The sequence below is a fragment of the Ramlibacter sp. genome, from assembly GCF_029866045.1.
Taxonomy (GTDB): domain Bacteria; phylum Pseudomonadota; class Gammaproteobacteria; order Burkholderiales; family Burkholderiaceae_C; genus Ramlibacter.
Genome location: NZ_JARXAB010000051.1, coordinates 1 through 21,429, shown reverse-complemented (window position 1 = coordinate 21,429; position 21,429 = coordinate 1). Strand labels below are relative to the sequence as shown.

Annotated in this window: 19 protein-coding genes; 6 read left to right on the top strand and 13 right to left on the bottom strand. The window is 68.1% G+C overall.

Annotation, left to right across the window (positions count from 1 at the left end; all coding sequences use genetic code 11):
• The first annotated feature begins 23 nt into the window (after nucleotides 1-23).
• From QE494_RS05765 to QE494_RS05755, 3 genes are all read left to right on the top strand, one after another.
• A complete protein-coding gene (locus tag QE494_RS05765; RefSeq protein WP_300041957.1) occupies nucleotides 24-1,007 on the top strand; it encodes a tripartite tricarboxylate transporter substrate binding protein in 984 nt (327 codons plus the stop codon).
• 200 nt (nucleotides 1,008-1,207) lie between these two features.
• Nucleotides 1,208-2,317 (top strand): hypothetical protein, encoded by a 1,110-nt coding sequence (locus QE494_RS05760; RefSeq protein ID WP_300041955.1) that lies wholly within the window; start codon nucleotides 1,208-1,210, stop codon nucleotides 2,315-2,317.
• Entirely contained in the window at nucleotides 2,314-2,892 is a 579-nt protein-coding gene (locus QE494_RS05755) for a porin family protein (RefSeq protein WP_300041954.1), read from the top strand. The genes QE494_RS05760 and QE494_RS05755 overlap by 4 nt, the downstream gene beginning before the upstream one ends.
• Nucleotides 2,893-2,914: 22 nt before the next feature.
• Here the strand turns inward: QE494_RS05755 and QE494_RS05750 are convergent, their stop codons facing one another.
• The 6 genes from QE494_RS05750 to QE494_RS05725 all read right to left on the bottom strand — a co-directional run bounded on the left by QE494_RS05750 (nucleotide 2,915) and on the right by QE494_RS05725 (nucleotide 10,050).
• Nucleotides 2,915-3,802, bottom strand: a complete 888-nt coding sequence (locus QE494_RS05750) for a sulfurtransferase (RefSeq protein ID WP_300041953.1) — start codon at nucleotides 3,800-3,802, stop codon at nucleotides 2,915-2,917.
• Between the two features lie 61 nt (nucleotides 3,803-3,863).
• The gene (locus tag QE494_RS05745; protein ID WP_300041959.1) at nucleotides 3,864-4,847 is read right to left on the bottom strand and encodes a tripartite tricarboxylate transporter substrate binding protein; all 984 of its coding nucleotides are present in this window, start codon (nucleotides 4,845-4,847) and stop codon (nucleotides 3,864-3,866) included.
• A 128-nt stretch (nucleotides 4,848-4,975) separates the two neighbouring features.
• Complete coding sequence (locus QE494_RS05740) at nucleotides 4,976-6,388, bottom strand: glycosyl hydrolase family 8 (RefSeq protein ID WP_300041952.1); 1,413 nt, start codon at nucleotides 6,386-6,388, stop codon at nucleotides 4,976-4,978.
• 151 nt (nucleotides 6,389-6,539) lie between these two features.
• A complete protein-coding gene (locus tag QE494_RS05735; RefSeq protein WP_300041951.1) occupies nucleotides 6,540-7,985 on the bottom strand; it encodes a coniferyl aldehyde dehydrogenase in 1,446 nt (481 codons plus the stop codon).
• Nucleotides 7,986-8,012: 27 nt separating this feature from the next.
• Entirely contained in the window at nucleotides 8,013-8,513 is a 501-nt protein-coding gene (locus QE494_RS05730; RefSeq protein WP_300041950.1) for a hypothetical protein, read from the bottom strand.
• A gap of 112 nt (nucleotides 8,514-8,625) precedes the next feature.
• Complete coding sequence (locus QE494_RS05725) at nucleotides 8,626-10,050, bottom strand: sigma-54 dependent transcriptional regulator (protein ID WP_300041949.1); 1,425 nt, start codon at nucleotides 10,048-10,050, stop codon at nucleotides 8,626-8,628.
• 320 nt (nucleotides 10,051-10,370) lie between these two features.
• On the opposite strand from QE494_RS05725, the gene rpoN reads away from it, so the two are divergent.
• Nucleotides 10,371-11,867, top strand: coding sequence for an RNA polymerase factor sigma-54 (gene rpoN / locus QE494_RS05720; protein WP_300041948.1), 1,497 nt, complete (start codon nucleotides 10,371-10,373; stop codon nucleotides 11,865-11,867).
• A gap of 38 nt (nucleotides 11,868-11,905) precedes the next feature.
• Nucleotides 11,906-13,309, top strand: a complete 1,404-nt coding sequence (locus tag QE494_RS05715; RefSeq protein ID WP_300041946.1) for a HAMP domain-containing sensor histidine kinase — start codon at nucleotides 11,906-11,908, stop codon at nucleotides 13,307-13,309.
• Nucleotides 13,310-13,583: 274 nt separating this feature from the next.
• Here the strand turns inward: QE494_RS05715 and QE494_RS05710 are convergent, their stop codons facing one another.
• The 6 genes from QE494_RS05710 to QE494_RS05685 all read right to left on the bottom strand — a co-directional run bounded on the left by QE494_RS05710 (nucleotide 13,584) and on the right by QE494_RS05685 (nucleotide 18,848).
• Nucleotides 13,584-14,177 (bottom strand): response regulator transcription factor, encoded by a 594-nt coding sequence (locus QE494_RS05710; RefSeq protein ID WP_300041958.1) that lies wholly within the window; start codon nucleotides 14,175-14,177, stop codon nucleotides 13,584-13,586.
• A gap of 82 nt (nucleotides 14,178-14,259) precedes the next feature.
• On the bottom strand, nucleotides 14,260-15,582 hold the full coding sequence (locus tag QE494_RS05705; protein WP_300041945.1) for a tryptophan--tRNA ligase: 1,323 nt from the start codon (nucleotides 15,580-15,582) through the stop codon (nucleotides 14,260-14,262).
• A 104-nt stretch (nucleotides 15,583-15,686) separates the two neighbouring features.
• Entirely contained in the window at nucleotides 15,687-16,355 is a 669-nt protein-coding gene (locus tag QE494_RS05700; RefSeq protein ID WP_300041944.1) for a site-2 protease family protein, read from the bottom strand.
• A 13-nt stretch (nucleotides 16,356-16,368) separates the two neighbouring features.
• The gene (locus QE494_RS05695; protein ID WP_300041943.1) at nucleotides 16,369-17,004 is read right to left on the bottom strand and encodes an L-threonylcarbamoyladenylate synthase; all 636 of its coding nucleotides are present in this window, start codon (nucleotides 17,002-17,004) and stop codon (nucleotides 16,369-16,371) included.
• Nucleotides 17,005-17,098: 94 nt separating this feature from the next.
• Nucleotides 17,099-17,971, bottom strand: a complete 873-nt coding sequence (locus QE494_RS05690) for a DMT family transporter (RefSeq protein WP_300041942.1) — start codon at nucleotides 17,969-17,971, stop codon at nucleotides 17,099-17,101.
• 25 nt (nucleotides 17,972-17,996) lie between these two features.
• Nucleotides 17,997-18,848, bottom strand: coding sequence for a 3',5'-nucleoside bisphosphate phosphatase (locus QE494_RS05685; protein ID WP_300041941.1), 852 nt, complete (start codon nucleotides 18,846-18,848; stop codon nucleotides 17,997-17,999).
• A 103-nt stretch (nucleotides 18,849-18,951) separates the two neighbouring features.
• Between QE494_RS05685 and QE494_RS05680 the strand changes: the two genes are divergently transcribed.
• Nucleotides 18,952-20,469: a DEAD/DEAH box helicase gene (locus QE494_RS05680; protein ID WP_300041940.1), complete on the top strand. Its 1,518-nt coding sequence runs from the start codon at nucleotides 18,952-18,954 to the stop codon at nucleotides 20,467-20,469.
• On the opposite strand, the gene QE494_RS05675 is transcribed toward QE494_RS05680, so the two are convergent.
• On the bottom strand, nucleotides 20,451-21,284 hold the full coding sequence (locus QE494_RS05675; RefSeq protein WP_300041939.1) for a symmetrical bis(5'-nucleosyl)-tetraphosphatase: 834 nt from the start codon (nucleotides 21,282-21,284) through the stop codon (nucleotides 20,451-20,453). The genes QE494_RS05680 and QE494_RS05675 overlap by 19 nt on opposite strands.
• Nucleotides 21,285-21,429 lie beyond the last annotated feature (145 nt).

Here is a 21,429-nt window from a genome sequence, read left to right as displayed (position 1 = left end):
TACCCCCCGAAGGAGACTGCCAAATGAACCATAGACAAACTCTGCCCCAGCGCCGCGCGCTGCTTTCTTCTGTACTGGCCAGCCTGGCCCTGGCCCTGCCGATGGCGGCGCATGCCGAGTATCCCGAGCGCCCGGTCAGGGTGATCGTGCCCTTTGCTGCTGGCGCTGCGGCCGACAGTGCGATGCGGGTGGTGGGCAAGCGCATGGGCGAGTTGCTGGGGCAGTCGGTGGTGATCGAGGCCCGGCCCGGCGTGCCCGGCATCCAGGCGGCGGCGATTGCCGCGCCCGACGGCTACACCCTGCTGCTTGGCGCGGGCTCGGCCATGGTCACCCACCCGCTGCTCAATTCGAAGCTACCTTATGACCCCATCAAAGACTTTGTTCCTGTCGGCCGCATTCTGATCAACGTTCCCATCCTGACCGTTCATCCCTCGACCAATGTCAAAACGATCAAGGAGCTGCTCGCGCTGGCCAAGGCCAAGCCCAAGGCGCTCAACTACAGCTCCAGCGGCATGGGCAGTCCCAACCACCTGGCGGTAGAAATGCTGGAGGACATGTCGGGCACTTCCATGATCCATGTGCCCTACAAGGGCGCAGCACCCTCGGTGGTGGATCTGGTCGCCGGGCATGTGCAACTGGGCATCAACGCCATTCCCAGCGTGGCGGGCCAGATCAAGTCGGGCAAGCTGGTGCCGCTGGGCGTGGCCAGCGCCAAGCGCTCGCGCCTTCTCCCCGATGTGCCGACCATCGCCGAGGCCGGCGTCCCCGGTTTCGAGTACGAGATCTGGTACGCCCTGTTCGCCCCGGCCAAGACGCCCTCCGCTGCCGTGGCCAAGGCCAGCGCTGCGCTGCAGACGGCGCTCCGTGATCCGGCGGTTCAGGCCGCTCTGCTTGAGCAGGGTGCCGAACCCGCGCCCACCACCTCCCAGGAGCTGGCGAGCTACATGCAGCAGGACATCACCAAATGGCGTCGCCTGATCAAGGAGCGCAACCTGCAGCTGGAGTGAGTGCGGACGGCTGCTCAGCCGGTCACGGCCGGCTGAGGGCTGTCGGCGGCGCCGTCCGAGCGCCCTTCAGCGCGGAGCCGGCGTGAACCCCTCGCGGGCACCGTGCTCGCAGCGCCGCCTTGCCGGCGCAAGCCGATGGCTTCTGCAGTCGTCAGTCAACTGAACGTGTAGGACCCGCGCGGTCGGCAACGATCCGCGCCGTGAACCCTTCCCGCACGTCCGCCTGGGCAGCCGCATCGGCCCTGTTCATCGCGCCGGCCCTGCTGCTTGCCTGCGCAGCCCCTTTGCCCCTGCCCGAAGGCGCGGCGGCGTCGCAGCCCTCTCTTTCCTCCCCTTTCCCTGCGCAGCAAGCGCCCGGCCCAAGCCACGGTGCAGCGCCGCCGGCAACTGCTGCGCTGCTGGGCGGAGCCTCCTCTCCGCTCCACCTGCAGCGTCGCTTGGTGCTCGGCCGGGTGACGGCCACCACGGTGTCCCCTCCGTCACCGGCAGCGTCATCTGACGCTCTGGCCCAAGCCCATCTCGCGCAGGCACTGGTGGCCACGAATCAGTTCAGCGTCGAGGTGCGCCCTGACCTCGACTTCAATCCCGCACAAGGCACGACAGCCGGTGTGCCCGGCATGGATGGCGCTCAGGATCCCGGTACCGCGCAGGCCGCCCCTGCTGTGGATTCCTCTGTCTTCTCGCCTGGCGTCCCGGCGGGCCTCTCACAGGTCGCCTCGGCCGGCGTCGACGCGCTGCTCGTCGGCCGCATTGAGACCTGGCCCGCGCCGTCGCAGTCGTCCGCCACAGCGCCAGAGCCCTTGGCTGGAATGTCTGCCACTGCGCGCTTTGTCCTGCGCGCGCTCGACCCCCGCAGCGGCGAATCCATCGTTGCCATCTCGGCCCAGCGCGAGGCCCCCACCCGCGAGGAAGCCCTGGCCCGAGCCGCCACGGAGGTGGCGCGTGCGCTGGCAGCCCGCCTGGCCGAGCTGCCCTGGCAGGCCTACCTGCTTCGGGTCGATGGCGATCGCGTGCGGCTGTCGGCCGGTGAGGCCCAGGGCCTTCGGCCCGGCATGGCGCTAGAGGTTCAGACCCTGGGCGACCGGGTGCGCTCCCGCCGCAGCGGCTTGCTCATCTCGCTGCCCGGTCAGCGCGTTGCACGGCTGCGCGTAGATGGCAATGCGAGTGCCCGGCTGGTTCAGGGCTCCCTGGCAGGGCTCGACCTGCGCGCCCTGGTCGTACGCCTGCCTGCAACCGAGGCTCCCGCCGGATTTTCCGAGCGCCCCGACTCCATTTCCCTTCCTCCTCAACCCACCAGGGCATCACCATGAAACCAGCTTTTTGCTCCCCACTTCGTCACCGCTTCGCCGGCCTCGGCCTGGCCCTCCTGGGCACCCTGGCAGCCGGTGCGGTGCAGGCCCAGACTTCGCCTCAGGGCGATGCCGGCGCCTTCTACGGCGAGATCGGCTACACCGGGCTCACCTACAAGGCGCCGGAGGTCAAGACGCATCCTGGGGGGGTCCGCCTGATCGGCGGCTATGAATTTCACCCCAACATGGCGGTGGAATTCATCGGGCTGCTCAGTGCCAAGGAAGGCGAGATCCCCGTCGACGGCGGTATCCTCAAGGTGAAGATCGACAACATCTGGGGTGTCTTCCTCAAGCCCAAGGTGGCGGTGACGCCTGAGGTGGAACTGTTCGGGCGCCTGGGCTATGCGCGCACCAAGACCAAGTTTTCTGGTGACCAGGGAACAGGCTCGGAGTCCGGCAACAGCATCGCCTATGGCGTGGGCGCAGCCTATGCGATCAACAAGCGCGTCTCGCTGAGCTTCGACTACATGTCCTACTACAACCGCGACGACATTCGGATCCAGGGCCCAACCCTAGGCCTGGGCATCAAGTTCTGAGCAAGCTTGTGAGCTGGCTGGCTCAGGGCTGCGGTCCGGTGGCCATGGGGCGCGAGCGGTCGCTGCACCACTCGCTCCAGGAGCCCGGGTAAAGCCGGGCGCCGCCGAGGCCGGCTAGTTCCAGCGCAAGCAGGTTATGGCAGGCGGTCACGCCTGAGCCGCATTGCATCACCAGTGCTGCGGCGGGGCCACCCGGCGCAGCCGGGCCTTGCAGGTGTGCGCCAGCGACCGCCTGCCACTCGGCGCGCAGCGTGGTGGCCGACTTGAAGCAGCCATCGGCGCCCAGGTTGTCCAAGAAGGGGCGATTGAGCGCACCCGGGATATGGCCGCCAATCGGGTCGATGGTTTCGCCTTCACCGGCGTAGCGGCCTGCGGCCCGCGCGTCGACCAGCACCGCGGCCTTGTCCTGCAGATTACTCAGCACGAAGGCGGCATCCACCGCCTGCGACGCATCGGGGCTGACGGCAGGATAGGTCGCCGGTGCCGTCTTTGGTGCGCTGGCGCCGCGCTCTTCCGGCAGGCCCGCACCCGTCCAGGCTTTCCAGCCCCCGTCGAGCACGCGCACTTGCGTATGCCCGACCCAGCGAAGCATCCACCACAGGCGGGCGGCATACATGCCGCCCGAACGGTCGTAAGCCACCACCGTCATGCCCGGGGTGATGCCCTGGCGGCCCAGCCAAGCGCAGAAGGCTTCCGCGGTGGGCAGTGGATGGCGGCCGTTGTGGCCGGTGGTGGGCCCGGACAGGTCACGGTCCAGGTGGGCGTGCACAGCACCTGGGATGTGACCTTGCTCGTACTGCTGCTGGCCCAGCGCGGGCTGGACCAGGTCGTGGCTGCAGTCGACGATGTGCACGCGCGCGGCGGCAGCCTGCAGCGCAGCAGGGTCGATCAGGGGATGCATGGCGCTCATGGGGCCTCCTTGTTGCCAGCTCGGTCGCCGGATATTGCCACGGGCAGCACCCGCATAGCCCTTATTCGGGCTTGATGCCTGCGCGGCTCACCACCGGCTTCCAGCGCGCCAGCTCGGTGGAGATCTGCTTGCCGAAGGCCTCCGGCGTGCTGGGCATGGCGATGGCGCCTTCGGTGCGCAGACGCGCCGACATCTCGGGCGAGGACAGCGAGGCGTTGATGGTGGCATTGAGCTTGGCCACGATGTCGGCCGGCGTGCCGGCAGGCGCCACCACGCCGTACCACTGGTCGGCCTCGAAGCCCTTGAACATCTTGGCATCAGCCTCGGCCACGGTGGGCAGATCGGGGGCGCTCTCCAGGCGCTTGGAACTGGAGACAGCCAAGGCTTTGAGCTTGCCCGAACGCACCATGGGCAGCACCGCCGGCGCGCCCGTGAACAAGAGCTGGATCTGGCCGGCGACGGCGTCGTTCACCGCCGGGGCGGTGCCGCGGTAGGGCACGTGGACCATGAAGGTGCTGCTGGCGAGCTTGAAGTACTCGGTGGCAATGTGCGCGGCGCTGCCGTTACCGCCCGAGCCGTAGTTCACCTTGCCCGGGTTGGCGCGGGCATAGGCGACGAACTCTTGGAGGTTCTTGGCTGGCACGGAAGGATGGACGGCCAGCACGTTGGGCACATTGGCCACCCAGGCCACCGGCGCGAAGGACTTCTCCGCGTCATAAGGCAGCTTGGTATAGATGGAGGGAGTGACGGCCAGGGTGCCGATATGGCCCATCATCAGGGTGTAGCCGTCGGGTGCAGCTTTGGCGACTCTTTCCGAGCCGATGGAGCCGCCAGCGCCCGGCACGTTGTCGATCACCACCGGCTGGCCCCAGGCCTCGGTGAGTTTTTGGCCGATGGTGCGCGCCAGGATGTCGGTGGTACCTCCGGGCGTGAAGGGCACGACCAGGCGGATCGGCTTGTTGGGATAGCTCGCCGCGGACTGGGCCAGGGCCGAGTTGGCAGACAGGCCCAGGCCAAAACCCAGAGCCAGACCCCCAGCCAGCATCAGGCGGCGGCCGGTGCGTGGGTTGGAGAGGAGGAGGCGGGAGGAGGTGCATTTTGCATTCATGCGCGAATTTTCGCATCGCCGCATAAGCCCTGGGAGTTACCCGGTATGGGTAGTGATCCCCCCTCTCACGGCACCCACCAATGCCCCGCCGCCACCAGCATCGGCAGCAGCTGCAGCTCGCTGTCGTAGTAGTCGGTGGTGAAGTGGGCTGCGTGGGCAGCCCACAGGGTGTCCAGCAGGCGCTGGTGGTCGGCATGGACCAGGCAGCCAACCATCAGCGGCCCGGCGACGCTTTCGGCAAAGTAGCGCCCGCCGATAGCGTCGCCATTCAAGCGGTACAGGCCCGCCAATTGGAAGGGGTCCTCGCCGCAGTCGGCCTTGAGGAATCGCACCATGCGGTCGACCACCTGGGCCCAGCGAGGGTCGCCCGAGAACACAGAGTCGGTGCCCCAGCGCCAGGGATTGCGGGTGGCGTTGGCGTCGTAGTCGCCTTCCCAGGCGCTCTCGATCAGCCAGCCTGGCGAGGGGGAGGGCGTGGCGGTGTCGCAGTCGACGATGAAGCCCGGTTGCAGGCCGGCCAGTGGCGAGTAGGTGGCCACGATGGCCTCGACCAGGGCCAGGCAGCGGTCGATCGCCCGGTCCCAGAAGGCGTCGTCGGTGGCGGCGCGAAAGCTGCGAAAGTGACCGACCATGTGGTCGGAGGTGCGCGAGTTGGCCCGCTGCGGTCCGCGCGGCTCGCCGCTCGCAGCGAAGTTGATGGACTTCAGCGCGTTGATGCTGGCCAGCGCCTCGCGCCGGTAGTCCACCGCGCCCGCCGACCCCCATTGGCGGTCGGCCATGAGCAGGGCCAGGGCCATGTCCAGGTCACCGTCGGTGGCGTTCCATCCGTCGCCGGCACTGCTCATGTCGGCCGCCAGGCGCCACTCCATCAGGTAGGCCGCTTCGGGATGGCCGCTCGACATCCAGGCGTGGGCCGGTCGGCCGCGCGCAGTGCGCAGCAGGCCGTCGAACAGGGCTTGCGCCTCGGGGTCGTGGCCGGCCATTACCACGGTGATCAGCAGGCCATAGCCCATGCCCTCGGAGACGGTGGCATAGGCGGTGTTGGTGAAGCGCACATGCAGGCCGTCGGCGATGCGCTGGCCGGCCAGTGAGCCCGTGCTGGCGGTGAAGGCCGGTGAGGGCCGCAGGTTGGCGGTCTTCCAGGCGCCGTAGCTGGCACGGATGGCGTCGTCCATGGCGGAGGTGCCCGGGGCGCTACCGGCCACTGTGGGTGCAATGCCGAAGGGGTAGCGACCGCCGACCAGGGCGCGGCGCTCGCCGAAGGGAAAGGCTGGCTGCATGCCATGGTCTGGCGAGGCGGGGGGGCTGGTGCTCGCGAGGGGCTCCGCCCCTGCACCGACACCGGGTGACTCGGGGTTGGAGTCACCGGTCCCGCCCGCAGCGCCTGCTGGAGGCGCACCCCCGCCGCCGCAGGCAGCGAGGACGGCTGTGGCCGTCACGGCCAGTGCACCGGCCCGCATGAAAGTCCGTCTCAACATCGCATCGCGCTCCCGCCAGCCGATGGCTCGGCAGCAGCTTGCGATGGTGTAGGCCTTGTCCTAAGGCTCTGTAGGCGAATGCTTGCGCAGGTATCCGCTTGTCACCGGCCGCCGGGCGGTGTTACCCGGCGGGTCCTCGGCCTGCCGGAACTTACGTTCGCTTGCGCCGGGGCATGATGAATTCGATCAGCTGCTCGACTCGCCGGCCGTAGGGGGGCGCCAGCAGACCGGTGGTCGCCCAGCGCGCCTGGTGGAACACCGGCCGCAGCTTGGAGAAGGTGGCGAAGCCCTCGGGGCCATGGTAGTGGCCCATGCCCGACTCGCCCACACCGCCGAAAGGCAGCTCGGACTGGGCGACGTGGAACAGCGCGTCGTTCACGCTCACCCCGCCCGACATCACCCGCTCGAGCAGCGACTGCAGCAAGCGCTGGTCATGGGTGAAGGGGTAGAAGGCCAGCGGGTGCGGGCTGGCGTTGATGGTGTCCACCACCGTGTCGATCGCGTCGTAGCCGATCACCGGCAGGATGGGCCCGAAGATCTCCCGCTGCATCAGCGCGCAGTCGGCCGGCGCGTCCACCACCACATGGGGCGCCAGCCGGTGGCCGGCTTCGTCGCGCGCCGCCCCGGGCAACAGCGGGATGACCGTGGCACCGCTGGCCTGGGCCTCGTCGAGGGCGTCGACCAGACGGCGCCAGGCGGTCGGCGAGATGATGGAGGTGTAGTCACGGCTTTCGAGCGAGGCGTAGCGGGCGGGCACGATCTCGCGCGCCATCGCGACGAAGTCCTGCACCCGGTCACGCGGCACGAAGACATGGTCGACGGTGGTGCAGATCTGTCCCGCGTTCAGGCATTTGGTGTACAGAATGCGTTCGGCCGCCAGCCGCAGGTCGAAGTCTGGGCACACCAGCGCCGGCGAGCGGCCGCCGAGCTCCAGCGTCACCGGGCACAGGTTGCGCGCGGCCGAGGCCATGACCGCCCGCCCAGTAGGGGCCGATCCCGTGAACAGCAGGTGATTGAAGGGCAGCTGGGAGAAGGCCGGGCCGACCCCGCCGGTCTCGTCGACAAAGGCTAGGACATCAGTGGGCAGGTAGGCGGGCATTTCCTTTACCAGCAGGGCCGCCAGGGCGCGCGAGTTCTCGCTCATCTTGACCATCGCCCGGTTGCCCGCAGCCAGGATGACTGCCAGCGGCCCGAAGCTGAGGTTGACCGGAAAATTCCAGGGCACGATGACGCCGACCACGCCCAGCGGTTGCGGGATCACCTCGTTGCGCGCCAGGCCGAAGGCGATGCGGTCCACTCCACGCCGGCGCGGCTTCATCCAGGCGCGCAGGTGTGAGAGTGCGTGCTCGACTTCCTTGAGCGCAGGCATCACCTCGGTCAGCAGGGTCTCGTGGTGCGAGCGATGGCCGTAGTCGCGGGCGATGGCCTCGCACAGCGCGCCCCGGTGGTCATGCAGGAAACGCTGCAGCGCCCCCAGCCACTCCCGGCGACGGGCCTCGGAGGGCATTGGCTCGGCGCGGCAGGCGGCGCGCTGCGTGGCGAGCAAGCCTGGCAGGTCGGGAAAGGGTGTGTGGGTGGGGGAGGGGGTGTCCGTCATGGCGCCTCGCTGGGTATTGCGCTCCGATTATCGACCGGTGCCAGGGGCGAATACCCGCGGCTGGCGCAGCGCTATTTCCAGGGCCTCCACGGCATCCTCCAGACCGCGCGCCAGATCGTCTAGCCGGGCCTCGTGCGCGGACGCCAGCCAGGCCTCGGCATGGTGCAGCCGCAGGTGTTCCTGGTGAGTCAGGAATTCCCGTAAAGCCGCGTCTGCCTGGCGTAGCCGCGCCATAGCGGGTTCGAGCGCCGGGAAGTGGTGCCGCTGCAGGGCCTGCAGCCGCAGCAAGGCGTCTTGCGCGCCGCGCGTGGCCTCTTCGGTCATGTCGGCGGTGACACCGCCGGCAGCCAGGGCGCTGCGCAGCGCCGCCGCCCAGACCGCATAGCGCGCCAGTGTGGCCTGGAACGTTTGCTGCTGCGCCAGCGCCTCGCCTTGCCGACGCTGGTGACGGATCAGGAGGGCGCTGGTCACGGCTGCCAGTAGCAGCCCCATCAACGCTGCCAGGAAGAGAGACAGTGGAAGACTCACAGCCGAGTGTCGCCAGTAACAGACCCGGCTGTTGTGGGACACCGTCGAGCCTGCGTGTGCGCTTGTGCCCGTCTGCCCGTGTTTGCTGGTGAGGACTCTGTTGCCCGCAGGTTCAGGCCGCGCCGTAGCTGCGCAGGCGGTTGTAGAGCGTCTTGAGGCTGATGCCCAGGGTCGCAGCGGCTTGCTCGCGGTGCTGGCCGTGGTGGCGCAGGGTCGCCTCCACCAGGCGTCGGTCGGCCTCCGCCAGGGAGATGCCCAGGGGCAGTGAGAGCCAGTTGTCCGTCTGGCCGCGTTCGCCTCCTGGCGTGCCGGCGTCTGAGAGCGGTGCCGCCACTGCCGACGCTGCCCCAGTTGCCAGCGCAACCCTGGGGGACCTCTCCCAGCGGCCTCCCAGCGCAGGCGGCATCCGGCGTAACAAGGTGGCGAGCAAGTCCGGCGCCAGGCAGGACCCCTCACTCAGCACCCAGGCCCGCTTGAGCACGTTGCGTAATTCACGCACATTGCCCGGCCAGTCGTGGTCGATGAGCGCCCCGAGGGCGTGGACTCCGAGCACGCGGCGCACGCCCTCCTGCTGGCCGATCTGCTCGAGCAGGTGGGCTGCGAGCAGCCCGATGTCCTCCCTGCGCTGGCGCAGCGGTGGCAGCGTGATCGGGAAAACGTCGAGCCGCCAGAACAGGTCCTCCCGCAGCACGCCCTCGGCCACCGCCTGCGCCAGATCACGGTTGCTCGCCGCCACCACCCGCACGTCGGCCTCGAGGGTGCTGGTGGCGCCTACCCGCATGAAGCTGCCCGATTCGAGCACCCTCAGCAACTTGACCTGCATCGGAAGTGGCATCTCGGTGATTTCGTCGAGAAACAGCGTGCCACCCGCCGCCTGCTCAAAAAAGCCCGGATGCAGCCGATCGGCGCCTGTGAAGCTGCCCCGCTCGTGACCGAATAGCTCGCTCTCGGCCAGGTGCGGCGAAAGCGCGCCGCAATTGACCGCCACAAAGGGCCGTGCGCGCCGTGGGCTGCGATCATGGAGCATGCGCGCCACCAGTTCCTTGCCAGTGCCGCTCTCGCCGGAGATCAGGACGGTGAACTGTGTCGGTGCCACCTGCATGATTTCGTGGTAGACCGCCTGCATCGGCGCGCTGGCGCCCACCAGCAGCCCGAATCGCTCGGGCGGTGCCGCGTCCCGCGGCCCCTGCCGGTGGTGTGCCAGCGCTGCCTGCAGCTGCGCCTGGCTAAAGGGCTTGACCAGATGGACGGGCGCGCCCTCGGCCCGGTTGCGCAGCACCGGGGGCAGCTGCGCGCTTGCGCTCATGACCACCACCTCGGGCCTCCCGAGCAGCTCGGGGTCATCGAGCAGGGCCAGCCCATTGCCGTCGGGGAGTTGCAGGTCCAGAAGCAGCAGGTCGGGCGCTTGCAGCGCCAACTGCCGGCGTGCGTCCAGCAACGTACCCGCGCAGGCGGCGCTCAAGCCCTCACCCGACGTCACCGCGGCGACCATCCGGGCGGCTTCGGCGTCGTCTTCGACGATCAGTGCATGGGTCATGGCCTGCGGGTCCCGCGACAAAGCCGCACACCCTAGCCGCAACCCCGGCCTTTGCGTACGCGCTGCAACCTCCGGTAACCGCCGCCGACCCGGGCAAACGGCAAGTCTTGCCGCAAGTCCGTGCACGGATGCCAGGCCAGCCCTGCCCCCGCCGTGACGCAATCCTCGCGCTCGCATCTGTGCCGTGTGACAGAGCGTTTCAGACCTCACGCCATGTGCCAGCAAGCCTGCCGCGGCACGGGGCTTGCGGCACCCCCTCGGAGGCCTGTTCGCGCCGGCCGTTGCCGCACGTGTGTAGCCCCAGCCGAGGTGTGACCGAGATGATTCCTTCCTTCCAACTTGCTGCGGGCCTGCGCCAGTCTGCTTGTGCCCAGACATCGCTTTCGCCGCGCCTGCAGCAGGCCGTGCGCATGCTGCAGCTGCCGACGACCGACTATGTGCAGCTGCTGCGGCAGGCGGTCTGCGACAACCCTTTCCTCGAATGGGCCGAGGAGGGCTGGCCGGGCAGCGAATCGGGTGCCGTGACGGACACCGAGGACGCTGCAGGCAAGAGCGCCGATGCGTCGGATGCCAGCACCAGCGAAGCCAGTGAAGCCAGTGAAGCCAGCGAGGGCGGTGCAGGCGCCGATGCGGATGCCGAGACCTGGCCTGCCGCGCCCGGCGAGGGCCGCGAGGGCGGCGAGGGCGGGGCCCGAGGCGATGCGCTCCAGCACCGCCTGCCTTGCCTTGTGACCCTGGCGGAACACCTGGCTGGGCAGTTGCGGCTCCTGCGGCTGCCAGAGCGCGAACGCCTGTTGGCGTTGGCCCTCGTGGATTGCCTGGACGACGACGGCTACCTGCGCATGCCCCTGTGCGAACTGGGCCCAGCGCTACCCGGGCTGCTGCCAGCGCCGCAGGTGCATGAACTGTCCTTGGCGCTGGCGCGGGTGCAGGCCCTGGAGCCAGCGGGTGTCGGCGCGCGAAGCCTGGGCGAATGTCTTGCCTTGCAGCTCGGCCCGGTCGGAGAGCCCCCGAAGCTGCGCGCCCTGGCCCTGGCCATCGTGCGTGAGCACCTGCCCGCCTTGGCCGCCCACGATCTGGCCGGCTTGTCGCGACGCCTCGGGCACACGCTGGGCCAGGTGCAGGCGGCCTGTGACCGCATCCGGCAGCTCGACCCCCGACCGGGCTCACGCATCGGCGCGGTGGCGGCTGGCACCATCATTCCCGATGTGGTGGTGCGCCGCCGGCAGTCGCAATGGGTGGCCCATCTCAACCCGGCGGCCCTGCCACGCTTGCGACTACAGCAGACCTATGCCGACTGGTACGCCAGCCACCGCGAGCAGGGTGGTGTGGTGTTCGGCCGGCATCTGCAGGAAGCGCGCTGGACCCTGCGCAACGTGGAACAGCGCTTTGCCACCATCCTGGCCGTCGCCCGCGCGATCCTGCAGCGCCAGCACCGCTTCCTCGCGCTCGGCCCTCTGGCCCTGCGGCCTCTGGCCCTGCGCGAGATTGCGCAGGAGGTTGGGGTGCACGAGTCCACGGTCTCCCGGGTCACGCACCAGAAGTACATGGCCACGCCCTGTGGCCTGTTCGAGCTGCGTTTCTTTTTCTCCCGGGGTCTGGCCACCGACAGCGGCGGTCATTGCTCGCCCACTGCAGTGCGCGGCCTGATCCGTTCACTGATCGCCAGCGAGCCACGCGAGACGCCGCTGTCCGATGTGGCTCTGGCCCGTGCCCTCACGGCCCAAGGCCTTCGGGTAGCGCGCCGCACCGTGACCAAGTACCGGCAGCAGCTGCGAATCGAGCCAGCCGCGCGGCGCGGCCCCTCCATTCGCTAGACTCGGGCGTGCCGGTCCTTGCGCCGGTGAACGCCCCCATGTCGCCCCAGCTCCCACCCCGCCCTGCGCCCACCGAGTCCGAGTGGGTCGAAGCCGAACTGGTCCGCACGCTGATGCGCGCGGCTCACCAGTCGCAGTTCGCTGCCTGGCTGGTGATCCCCATCTACCTGGCGCTGTTGGCGACCAGCGGCAGCGGCCTGACCCTGCTGGCCTGGGGCGTGGTCGCGGTGGGCCTGAGTGCGCTGCGTTCTGCGGTGCTGCTGCGGTTCGAACGCAGGATGTCGGCGGCCGACACAATGGCGGTACTGGACTTTCATCGGCGTCACCAGTGGCTGTGGCCGGCCACTGGCCTCACCTGGGGCTTGGCACCTCTCCTGTTCTTTGACGGCACACCACAGGCCTACCAGTTCGGCGCCTGGCTCACCCTGTCGGTGATGGCCATGATGGCGGTGACGGTGCTGTCCTCGCATCTGCCCACCGCACGCCTGTTTGTCCACCCGCTCATTGGTGCTGCCCTGGCCGCGGTGCTGTGGCGGCTGGGCCTGGACCTGACCGCCGGCGCGCCGCTGGTGGACTACTGGATGGTGCTGTTCCTGCTGCTGTTTTGGCTGGTGCTGCTGCAGGCCGCCCGGCGCCAGCACCTGACCCACCGGCGCAATTTTGAATTGCAGTTTCGCAATACCCAGTTGATCAACTCCCTGACCCGCGAGACGCAGGCTGCGCTGAATGCGGTGGAAATCAAGAACCGCTTTCTGGCCAGCGCCGCGCATGACATTCGCCAGCCGGTGCATGCCCTGCAGCTGTACGCCGACTGGCTGGCCAACGAGCCGGAGATGGTGCGCGACATCGCGCCCAAGATCGTCCAGTCAACCCGGGCGGTGAACACCCTGTTCGACTCCCTCTTTGACCTGGTGAGCCTGGACTCGGGCCATATCCGCTTGCAGGTCGAGAACCTGTCGCTGGATGCATTGCTCGCCGAGCTGGAGCTGCAGTACCAGCCCTTGGCCCAAGCCAAGGGCCTGACGCTTCGCGTGCGTCACTCGGGGCCGCTGGCCGGCGCCAGCGTGCGCTCTGACCCGCTGCTGTTGCGGCGTATCGCCGGCAACCTGGTGTCCAACGCAGTCAAATACACCGAGCGTGGCGGGGTGCTGGTGGCGCTGCGTCCGGGCGACACGGGCCCGGTGCTGGAGGTTTGGGATACCGGGGTGGGGATCGCGCCGGTTCACCAGAAGGAAATCTTCCGCGAGTTCTATAAGGTGCACCTGCACCAGGGCACCGAGGACGGCTTTGGTCTGGGGCTCTATATCGTCTCGAGGCTTTGCCACATCCTGGGTCACCCGGTGAGCCTGGCGTCGCGTCCGGGACGAGGCAGTGTGTTTCGCCTCGCCATCACCCCGACCGACCCCGCGCAGGCGGCGGCGCGGGCGGCCAGCATTCAGTAGCTCAAGCAGCGATCTATCTTTCGATAGCTCAGAAAGCGATCCACTTCCGAGATGTTCAAAACGCGAACCCTCATCAGGTCACTCATCACGTGATCTACGATCGCGTCGCTCAAAAAGAGATCCATCATGAGTCGCTCATGAAGTGATCCATCCCTGCGATTGGCAAGGCCCTTATGCATCGGCTTTCGTGCATCGCCCCCCCATGCATTGACCTGCGCACAGGCGTAAAAAAACCGGCCACTCGGGCCGGTTTCTCAGAGCGGAATTGCCGCGCTCAGCTGCCCAGCAGGCCGTGCACGCGCGCGTAGTGAATGGTCTGGGTGCGGCTCTTCACGCCCAGACGGCGGAACAGGCGCCACAGGTGCACTTTCACCGTGTGCTCGGAGATGCCCAGTTCGTCTGCGATCTCACGGTTGGAGAGGCCCCGGTCGAGCATGACGATCAACTGCTTCTGCCGCTTGGACAACTTGTTATCAGTGGGCGCAAGCTCCTCGAACTGGCCGTCGGCCGCCAGCAGTGCGCGTAGGGCGTTGCCAATCTCGCCGGCGCCGGCAGACTTCTCGACATAAATGTCTGCGCCTGCATCTACGCACAGCTCTTCGCAGTCGGCTGCAGGCGACGCGGACAGCACCGCCAGGGGCGTGTTGGGAAAGAGGTTCTTGATCTCGTGAACGCCCGAGGTGCCGGTGGTGTCGGGCAGCTTCAGGTCCAGGCAGATCAGGTCGGGCGCGCCGTGCTGGCGCACCGCTGCGTCGAGCCCGCCCATGCGTTCAAGCTCCACCACATTGGCGCCTGGTCGCAGCCTGCGCATCAGCATGACCACGGCTTCGCGCATCAACGGATGGTCGTCGATGACATAGAGATTCATCGGGGGGGTGGTTTTGGTGGCCTGCATGGTGCTCTCGTAGGCAATAAAAGGTTGTCTTCGTCCCACTTTATAGCAGAGCTGACTAATCCGCCTGCATCAGCTTGGACAGGGCATTCCCCAGTTCGTTCTCGGGCACCGAGTGGGGGCGTTCCACCTGACCGGCCAGTTTGGCCAGTCCCGCGGCACCTTCGGCCCGCAGTACGCCCACCGCCTGACCGGCTTCCCGGGGGGAGGCGAAGCCCTGGCTTTGGAGCAATACCCGTCCACCTGGCTCGACGAGCTTGAAGTAGTGCAGACCGTCGGCCTCCCGGTATTGCTTGAAGGCGGGGAGGGCGGCCTTTTCTGCTTTTTCGGCGCTTTTGGCGCCTTTAGCAGTGGGTTGGCTGGCCAGATTGCGCAGGCCCACTGCCTGGCGCAGCTCGGACATGAACGGGGTGGCGACCGCACGGGCCCGTTCTGCGCCGCGCCGCAGGATGCGCTCGAGCTCGGTCGGGTTCTCCACCAGGGACTGGTAGCGCTGGCGCATGGGCGCGATTTCGCGGTCGATGCGCTCGAAAAGTAACTGCTTGGCGTCGCCCCAGGCAATGCCTTCGGCGTAGGCGCGGCGCAGGCTCTCGGTTTCCTCAGGGGTGGCGAAGGCCCGGTAGATCTGGAACAAGGCCGATCCCTCGGTGTCCTTGGGCTCACCTGGTGAGCGTGAGTCGGTCACGATACCGGCAATCTGCTTGCGGATCTGGGCCGCCGGCGTGAACAAACCGATGGTGTTGTCGTAGCTTTTGGACATCTTGCGCCCGTCCAGGCCCGGCAAGGTGGCCACCGACTCATCCACCGCGGCCTCGGGCAGGGTGAAGTGCGGGCCATACAGGTGGTTGAAGCTGGCGGCCATGTCGCGCGCCATCTCGATGTGCTGGATCTGGTCGCGCCCGACCGGCACCTTGTGTGCGTTGAACAAGATGATGTCCGCGGCCATCAGCACCGGGTACATGAACAGGCCGGCGGTCACGTCGGTGTCTGGGTCTGCGCCAGCTGCCTGGTTCTTGTCGACCGAGGCCTTGTAGGCATGGGCGCGGTTGAGGAGCCCCTTGCCGCAGACGCAGGTGAGAAACCAGGTCAGCTCCGGAATCTCGGGGATGTCCGACTGCCGGTAGAAGAACACCTGCTCGGGGTCCAGGCCGGTGGCCAGCCAGCAGGCGGCAATTTCCAGCGTGGAGCGCTGGATGCGGGCCGGGTCGTCGCACTTGATGAGCGCGTGGTAGTCGGCCAGGAAGTAGAAGTTCTGGGTGCCGGGGGTGCGGCTGGCCTGCACCGCGGGCCGGATCGCGCCCACGTAGTTGCCCAGGTGGGGGGTGCCGGTGGTGGTGATGCCGGTGAGGTAGCGCACGGCGTCTGGGGCGGGGCGGGTCATGGGAGGCAGGTCGTCCGTGTGGGGCAAAAAATCGGTTCGAGGGTGCTGAGGTGGTGAGCCTGGGGTCGCGATGGGCGTCGTGCTGTGGGATTAAGCGGAAAGTATCAGCGGAAAAAATGGTCCAGCGGCGACAGCATCAGGCCCAAGGCCTCGTAGCCCAGGGTCATGAGGGGGTTGAGCCAGAGGCTGCCGACCACGCCCGCGATCACCAGGCCCAGCACGATGAAAAAGCCCCAGGGCTCGATGCGGGCCAGAGCGCGGGCAGCCGGCAGTGGCAGCAACCCCACCAGGATGCGGCCGCCATCCAGGGGCGGCAGCGGAAAGAGGTTGAAAGCCCACATCACCAGGTTGACCCGCACGCCAGCTTTGCACAGTTCGATGAAGAAGCGCTCTTGCACGCCGATACCAGCCAGAACGACCAGGGCCACGGCCCAGGCGATGGCCTGAATGAAGTTGGCAGCCGGGCCCGCCAGCGCCACCCAGATCATGTCCCGCTTGGGGCGGCGCAACCGGCCGAAGTCCACGGGTACCGGCTTGGCGTAGCCGAAGAGGAAGTTGCCGGCAGTGGCGAAGTACAGCAGCAGCGGCATCAGCACCGTGCCCATGAGGTCGATGTGAGCCAGGGGGTTGAGCGTCACCCGGCCCATGACGGTGGCGGTCATGTCGCCGAAGCGGCGCGCCGCATACCCGTGCGCCGCCTCGTGCAGCGTGATCGCAAACAGGACAGGCAGGGCGTAGACCGCGACGGTCTGGATCAGGGCGTTGGCATCCACGGTTGGGATTGTCTCAGAGCCCCAGCACCGACAGTTCCCCCGCACCTTCCCGCATGACCAGGGCCTCCCCGCCGCTCGCCATCGGCGTGAGGTCTACCACCGTGCTGGGCAGGTGGGGGCAGGCGCCGGCGTCGATGACGGCGGCCAGGGCGTGTTCGAAGCGTTCGCGGATCTCCTGCGCGTCATTGAGGGGGTCGGTTTCGCCCGGCGGGATCAGGGTGGCGGCCAGCAGCGGACCGTCGTGCAGGGCCAGCAGGGCCTGCAGCGCTGTGTGCCCGGGTACGCGCAGACCGATGGTCTTGCGCTGTGGATGGCTCACCCTTCGCGGCACTTCTTTGGTGGCCTCGAGGATGAAGGTGAAGGCCCCCGGGGTGGCGGCCTTGAGCAGCCGGTACTGGCGGTTGTCGACCCGGGCGTAGTTGGCCAGCTCGGAGAGGTCTCGGCACAGCAGGGTGAGGTGGTGCTTGTCGTCCACCTGCCGCACCTGCCGCAGACGCTCCACCGCAGCTTTGTCGTCTAGGTGGCAGACCAGCGCGTAGGAAGAGTCGGTAGGCACCGCCAGCACGCCGCCGGAGGCAAGCAGGGCGACCGCCTGCTTGAGCAGCCGCGGCTGCGGGTTGTCGGGATGCAACTCGAAGTATTGCGCCATAGCGCGAGTATCGGGCAGGCCCGGAGCAGGGCTGGCGACGCGTTCGGGCCGGCCCTGTCTTGCGGGGCGGGGCGGGAAGGAGCGGGGCGAGCGCTCAGCGGCGCTGCTGGTACAGCGTGAGCAGCGCGCTGCCGATGCCGCACAGGGCAATCGCGACCATCCCCACGGTGGCCCAGCGGTCGGGCACCGCCCCGGTGACGACCCAGCCGGCCAGCACCGCAAAGGCGATCTGCGAATAGGTGAAGGGCATGACCTGGGTGGCCGACACCCGCTGGAAGGCCATCACCCACAGCATGTGTCCCAGCGTCGCGCTCAGGCCAAGCCCCACCGTCAGTCCCCAGACCCAGCCGGGCAAGTGGGACATGTCTGCCAGCACGAGGGCAGGCAGGGTCAGGACGGTGCAGGTGAGGCTTGTGTACAGGTTCGTCGTGACCGGGTGCTCGGTTCGCGAAAGCCGGCTGGTGAGTAGCTGAAAGACGGTGTTGAAGACCACCTGGCCCAGTGGCAGCAGCATGACCCAGCGGAAGTCGTCGGTACCGGGCCGGAGGATGACCAGTGTGCCGGCGAAGCCCCCCACCAGGAGAAGCCAGCGCAGAGGCGGTACCACTTCTTTGAACAGCAGGCCCGCTATTGCGGTCACGGCCATGGGGGTGAGCATCATGATGGCGGTCATTTCGCCCACCGTCATGAGGCGCAGGCTGGCGAACAGGCAGGAGGTGCCCATCACCAGAGTCATGCCGCGCAAGATCTGCAAGCCCCGCTGCTCGGTCTGGAACATAGCCCGGCCTCGAAGCGGCACCGCCAGTAGGCTGGTGGCCACTGCCTGCACGGCGAATCGGATGAAGACCACCGCCAACAGCGGGGCACCGGCGTGCAGCACCACTTGAGAGAGGGTGTCGGAGGTGGCGAAGACGGCCACCGCGAAGATCGCCAGCGCAAGGCCAGCCAGCTGCCGCCCTTGGCTCACGTGGCGGGCCCCTGCTCGGGCCGGCTCACCGAACCCGGTCCGCCAGCAGCTCCCACACCGGTGTCAACTGGCCGGGCAGCAAGGGCAGCTTGCCCAGGTCCGTGTGGCTTTCCTCGGGGCTGTGGAAGTCGCTGCCGCGGGAAGCGGCCAGGCCGAACTCGAGCGCCGTCTCGGCGTAACGGATGGCCTCGGCGTTGGTATGGCTGCCGGTGACCACCTCCACGCCACGCCCGCCATGGGCCTTGAACTCGGAGAACAGCGCCCACTCTTCGTTGGCGGTGAAGGCGTAGCGGGCCGGGTGGGCAATGATCGCCATTCCGCCCGCTTCGGTGATCCAGCGGACCGCGTCCCCCAATTGGGCCCAGCGGTGGGGCACGAAGCCCGGCTTGCCTTCGGTGAGGTACTTTCGAAAGACCTCGGGCGTGTCGCGGCAGGCGCCCACCTCCACCAGGAAGCGGGCGAAATGGGTGCGGGAGATCAGCTCTGGGTTGCCTACGTAGCGCAGCGCGCCCTCGTAGGCGTCGTGGATGCCCACCTTGGCCAGTTGCTCGGCCATCTCCATGGCGCGGGCGCCTCGGCCTCCGCGGGTGGCCGCCAGGCCCTGCACCAGGGCGGCATCGTCCGGGTCGAAGCCCAGGCCAACGATGTGCACGGTGACGCCGGCGAAGGTGACCGAGATCTCGGTGCCGGTGAGGTAGCGCATGCCCTGCGCCTTGGCCGCTGCCAGGGCACGGTGCTGGCCGCCGATTTCGTCGTGGTCGGTGAGGGCCCAGAGGTCGACCCCGTTGGCCGCAGCGCGCGCGGCGAGCACCTCGGGGGTGAGGGTGCCGTCGGAAACGACCGAGTGGCTGTGCAGGTCTGCGTTAAGGATAGACACCCCCCGATTCTAGGGGCGCTCCGGGCTGGGTCAGGCCCTCTTGTGAGTGCCTACTCCGATTTCCGCCGATCGGACTGCCAAGGGTGAGACAATACTTAGTTACATGACCGCCTCCTTTTCCAACCTCGGCTTGTCTCCCAATCTGGCCCGCGCTGTGGCCGAAATGGGCTACGAGAACATGACGCCCATTCAGGCGCAGGCCATTCCGGTGGTGCTAACCGGCCGCGACGTGATGGGCGCCGCCCAGACCGGCACCGGCAAGACCGCCGCCTTTTCCCTTCCTCTGCTCGAGCGCCTGCTCAAACACGAGAACAGCTCCACCTCGCCGGCCCGCCACCCGGTCCGTGCCCTGGTGCTGCTGCCCACCCGTGAACTGGCCGACCAGGTCGCCCAGCAGGTCAAGCTCTACGCCAAGTACACGCAATTGCGCAGCACGGTGGTCTTTGGCGGCATCGACATGAAGCCGCAGACGCTGGAGCTGAAGAAGGGTGTGGAGGTGCTGGTGGCCACCCCTGGCCGGCTGCTGGACCACATCGAGGCGAAGAACGCGGTTCTCAATCAGGTCGAGTACGTGGTGCTCGACGAGGCCGACCGCATGCTGGACATCGGCTTCCTGCCCGACCTGCAGCGCATCCTGTCTTATCTGCCCAAGCAGCGCACTACCCTGCTGTTCTCGGCCACCTTCTCACCCGAAATCAAGCGCCTGGCCAACAGCTACCTGCAGGACCCGGTGGTGGTCGAGGTGGCTCGCCCCAACGAGACGGCCTCTACCGTGGAGCAGCACTTCTACAGCGTGACCGACGACGACAAGCGCCGGGTGCTGCGGCAGGTGGTGCGTCAGCGCGGCATCTCGCAGGCCTTTGTTTTCGTCAACAGCAAGCTCGGTTGCGCCCGGCTGGCCCGCGCCCTGGAGCGCGAGGGCCTCAAGACCACCGCCTTGCACGGCGACAAAAGCCAGGACGAACGTTTGAAGGCGCTGGCCGCCTTCAAGGCGGGCGAGGTCGACCTGCTGGTGGCCACCGATGTGGCGGCGCGTGGGCTCGACATCAAGGATGTGCCGGCGGTCTTCAACTTCGACATTCCCTTCAACGCCGAGGACTATGTCCACCGCATCGGCCGCACCGGCCGGGCCGGCGCCTCTGGCCTGGCGGTGACCTTCGTCACCTCCGGAGACGGCCGCAATGTGGCCGACCTGGAAAAGCTGCTCAAGAAAAAGCTCGATATCGAGGCTTTCGAGTTCGATGACGAGCGTCCGCGTGGCCGTATCAACGACGGCCGCCGCAACTGGCGCGAGCACGGGGTGGATGAGCCGCGCGAAGGTCTGGACATGCCCCGCCATGCCAGTACCCGCCCTGAGCGCGGTGATCGCGCACCGGCGGCGCCCCGCACCCCGGCAGATCCCTTCTTCAGCCAGCCCTACGAGGCGCCCGAGGCGACGACCGCCGAGGCCAAGCCGGCGTGGGAGGCCGGTGCCAAGCCGGCGGCCAACCGCATCTCCGCCAATATCAAGCCCAAGCGCAAGCTCGCGGCCTTGTTTGCGTCGGTGCCGGCAGAGGCAGCAGAGCCAGCAGATTCGGCCCTGGCACCTGAGGCGCCCGCCGATCAGTCGGCCGGGTCCTGAGCCGGCTCGCAGCGCACCTGAATCAGTTCGTCGTCTGCGCGCAGCGCGCCCAGGCGCAGTGCGCTCAGGCATCCCCCCCAGACGCAGCCGGAGTCGAGGGCCAGCAGGTCCGGTCGTCGCAGCACGCCCAACGCTGACCAGTGGCCGCAGGCAATGGTGAGGCTGGCGGTGCGCCGCCCCGGGAGGTCGAACCAGGGCAGGTGCCCGGGCGGCGCCTGGTCTGGCGGCCCCGAGGTCTTCATTTCCATCACCCCCTCCGGGGTGCAAAAACGGATGCGGGTGAGCGCGTTGACCACCACCCGCCAGCGGTCCGGGCCTTGCAGGCTGTCGCTCCACCGGTCTGGCCTGTTGCCGAAGAGGGTGGCCAGGAATCCGTGCAGGTCGGGCCCTTGCAACTGCGCTTCCACCTCCCCGGCCAGAGTGAGTACCTGGGCCAAGTCCCAAGCCGGCAGCACGCCGGCGTGAACCATCAGCAGGCCGTGCGCATGAATCGCCAGGCTTTGATGCCTCAGCCACTCGAGCATCGCCGCGCGGTCCGGGGCCTGCAGCACCTCGTCCATCGTGTCGCCGGGGCGAGGCGAGTGAAAGCCTTCGGCCACTGCCAGCAGGCTCAGGTCGTGGTTGCCCAGCACGCAGCGCGCTGAAGCGCCCAAGGCCTGCACCCGGCGCAGCACCGCGGCCGATGCCGGGCCGCGGTTGACCAGGTCGCCCAGCAGGTAAACCGTGTCCCGGCTGGGGGAGAAGTCCACGGTGTGCAGCAGCCGGCCCAGGGCCGCGTCGCAGCCCTGGACATCGCCGATCAGGTAGAGTGCCATGGTCTCTGATTCTGCCGAAGCCGCGTCGCGGTCCGGCCTCCTCGTGTATGGATGTCCTGCTGATCGCGCTGCTGATCATTCTCAACGGCGCTTTCGCCATGTCCGAAATGGCGCTGACGGCCAGCCGCAAGGGCCGTCTGGCCGC